3 protein-coding genes are annotated in these 3484 nt (G+C 75.1%); 2 read left to right on the forward strand and 1 reads right to left on the reverse strand.

Features of this window, described 5'->3' with window-relative positions; all coding sequences use genetic code 11:
* Positions 1-700, reverse strand: a 700-nt coding sequence (locus AC51EU_RS28670) for a class I SAM-dependent methyltransferase (RefSeq protein ID WP_496270002.1), incomplete at its 3' end; no start/stop codon positions are given.
* Positions 701-897: 197 nt separating this feature from the next.
* Between AC51EU_RS28670 and mshA the strand changes: the two genes are divergently transcribed.
* Together mshA and AC51EU_RS28680 are read left to right on the forward strand one after the other, a co-directional pair.
* Positions 898-2307, forward strand: coding sequence for a D-inositol-3-phosphate glycosyltransferase (mshA, locus tag AC51EU_RS28675; RefSeq protein WP_496270003.1), 1410 nt, complete (start codon positions 898-900; stop codon positions 2305-2307).
* Positions 2308-2488: 181 nt separating this feature from the next.
* Complete coding sequence (locus AC51EU_RS28680; RefSeq protein WP_496270004.1) at positions 2489-2962, forward strand: type III secretion system chaperone family protein; 474 nt, start codon at positions 2489-2491, stop codon at positions 2960-2962.
* Positions 2963-3484 lie beyond the last annotated feature (522 nt).

Here is a 3484-nt window from a genome sequence, read left to right on the forward strand (position 1 = left end):
ACCCCAGGGGCGCGGCCGCCGCCCAGGCGCGGTCGAAATCGCGGAGGAAGGCGTGCACCGGCTCACCGGGCACATTGCGGTGTATCAGCGCCTTCGGCAGGCGTTCGGCCAGGTCGGACGGGGTGTCCAGGGAGCCGAGCCGGGCCGCGAAGGTGACTGTGCGCGGCCCCTCGGGGCCCAGCGCCACCCAGACGTGCCGCCGCCCTATCTCGTCGCAGGTGCCCTCGACCAGCAGCCCGTCCGGGGCCAGCCGCGCGCACAGCCGCTCCCAGACGGCGGCCACCCCGTCCTCGTCGTACTGCCGCAGCACGTTCGCCGCGCGTATGAGGACGGGGGCCCGCCGCCCGCCGCCCGGCAGCGGCACCTCGAAGCCGCCGTGCAGGAAGTCCAGCCCCGGCCGCTCGTAGGGCCGGGCCGCCGCCACCCGCTCCGGGTCTATCTCGACGCCGACCACGCTCGCGTCCGGCCGGACCGTCCGCAGCCGGGTCAGCAGCTCCACCGCCGTCCAGGGCGCCGCGCCGTACCCGAGGTCCACGGCGACGGGGTCGTCGGCGCGGCGCAGCGCCCGGCCGTGCTCGGCGGCTATCCAGCGGTCCATGCGGCGCAGACGGTTGGGGTTGGTGGTGCCGCGGGTCGCGGTGCCGACGGGGCGGGAGGCTGCGGACGCCGGGGCGGCGGGGACGGGGGAGCGGCGGGCCATGACGTCGAGCGTAAGCGGAGGCGGGGGGACGGCCGGGCGGGAGGGCCCGGCCTCCGGGGGCGCGCTGCGGCCCTCCGTCCTCTTGGTCACACTTTGGCAAAGGTGGCGGCCGGATGTGCCCGCCGGGAAATGGACGAGGGCATTCCGTTGTTGCAGGAGCCCGGAGTCGCAGCCCGCCCTGTAGGAGGTAGCTCCCAGTGAGCCCATACGTGTCCCGGCTCCGCGGCCGTACCCACGGCCAGTTCCCGGGCCCGCCCCGGCTACGCCGGCCCGGCGTGGCGCGCCGGCCCCGCCGGGTCGCCATGCTCAGCGTGCACACGTCCCCGCTCCACCAGCCCGGCACGGGGGACGCCGGGGGAATGAACGTCTACATCGTCGAGCTGGCCAGAAAGCTCGCCGCGCTCAACATCGAGGTCGAGATCTTCACCCGCGCCACGACCGGCGCCCTGCCCCCGTCCGTCGAAATGCTCCCCGGTGTCCTCGTCCGGCACGTCGACGCGGGCCCCTACGAAGGACTGGCGAAGGAGGACCTGCCCGCCCAGCTGTGCGCCTTCACCCACGGGGTGATGCGGGCATGGGCCGGTCACCGCCCCGGTTACTACGACCTGGTGCACTCCCACTACTGGCTCTCCGGCCACGTCGGCTGGCTCGCCGCCGAACGCTGGGGCGTCCCCCTCGTCCACGCCATGCACACCATGGCCAAGGTGAAGAACGCCGCGCTCGCCGCGGGCGACACCCCCGAGCCCGCGGCCCGCGTCATCGGCGAGACCCAGATCGTCCGCGCCGGCGACCGTCTGATCGCCAACACCGACGAGGAGGCCGGCGAACTCGTACGGCACTACGACGCCGACCCCCGCAAGGTCGCCGTCGTCCACCCCGGCGTCAACCTCGAACGCTTCCGCCCCACGGGCCCCGGGGCCGGCGTGCCCGGGAGCGAGGACGCGGAGGCCGCCGCGGTCGCCGCGAGCCGGGCCGCCGCGCGGGCCCGCCTCGGACTGCCGCAGGACGCCCTCATCCCCCTGTTCGCCGGCCGGATACAACCGCTCAAAGCGCCGGACGTCCTGCTGCGCGCCGTCGCCGTCCTGCTGGACGAGGACCCCGCGCTGCGCTCACGCCTCGTCGTCCCCGTCGTCGGCGGCCCCAGCGGCAGCGGCCTGGCCAAGCCCGAGGGGCTCCAGAAGCTCGCCGCCCGGCTCGGCATCACCGACGTGGTGCGCTTCAGGCCACCGGTCGGCCAGGAACAGCTCGCCGACTGGTACCGCGCGGCGTCCGTGCTGGTCATGCCGTCCCACAGCGAGTCCTTCGGGCTGGTCGCCGTCGAGGCGCAGGCATGCGGCACACCGGTCGTCGCCGCCGCCGTGGGCGGCCTGCCGGTCGCCGTGCGCGACGGCCACAGCGGCTTCCTCGTCCCCGGCCACGACCCCGCCGACTACGCGCGGGCCCTCGCGCGCTTCGCCGCCGACCCGACGCTGGCCACCCGGATGGGCGCCGCCGCCGCCCGGCACGCCCGCTCCTTCGGCTGGGACACCGCGGCGGCGGCCACCGCGGACGTCTACGTCGCGGCGCTCCAGGAGCGGCGCCGTCACCTACGATCGCCCCATGGGTGACGACATGGCGGACGGCCGCATCCCCGCCGACGGCACGGCCACGGGCGGTGCCACGGGGACGGACGCGACGCGCGGTGACGCGGTGAAGGACGGCGGGGCCCGGAACGACGCGGTACGGACCCCCGCGGCCGGAGCCTCCGGCGATGGCGAGGTCACGGGAGGGTGCGCCGCCGTCCGCGCGGTGATCGAGCACACGCTCCGCGACGCCGGGCTGGAGTGGGAGTCCCCCGCCTCCGGCACCTACGTCGTCACACTCCCCGGCATCCGCAAGCTCTCCACCACCTGCTCCCTCATCGTCGGCAACCACTCCCTCTCCGTGAACGCCTTCGTCGTCCGCCGCCCGGACGAGAACCACGAGGCCGTCCACCGCTGGCTCCTCGAACGCAACACCCGCCTCTACGGCGTCAGTTACGCGATCGACCAGCTCGGCGACATCTACCTCGTCGGCAAGCTCCCCCTCAACGCCGTCACACCCGAAGAACTCGACCGCGTCCTCGGCACGGTCCTGGAGAACGCCGACGGCAGCTTCAACACCCTGCTGGAGATGGGCTTCGCCACGGCCATCCGCAAGGAGTACGCCTGGCGCGTCGCCCGCGGCGAATCCACCCGCAACCTTGACGCGTTCGCGCATCTCACGGGGGAGGGGGCGGAGTAGGGGGAGGCTGGTCGGTGGTCCGCCGCCGGGTCGTTGTCCCGCTGGGGATACCCCTGCGTTGAGGGCGGAGCACCCTCATGCGGCGTCACGCGCCCCCTCGAACCCGCGCCCACCCCGGCCGAGGCCACGACCAGCGACGCGGCCAGCACCAACACCGCCGCGACCGCCGCCCGCGTCACGGCTCTGCGCTCACGCCGGCGTTGGGTCTCCTGCGGTACGGGCCGCCGCCGCATCCCCGTACGCGTCCGGTTCCTTGCGCTCATGCGGTCACCGCTACGCATCTGCTTCCCCCCGTCCGGTCCGTCGTCCGCGTGCCGGCCGACGGCGGTGGCGATCCGTACCGGACACGCCGTTGACGCGCCACCGCCCCGCTCGACCTCGGCACCTCCAGTGTGCGGACCGGCGTTCCCGGGCGCGATGGTGCCCACCCCCTTGCGGACATGGGGGGGTACCACGAAGGAGTACGGCCGGGCGGACGGCGTTCGCCGCCGGAGCGCCCGCCCGGCCGGGCGTCCACGTGCC

Source organism: Candidatus Streptomyces philanthi (genome assembly GCF_059553635.1).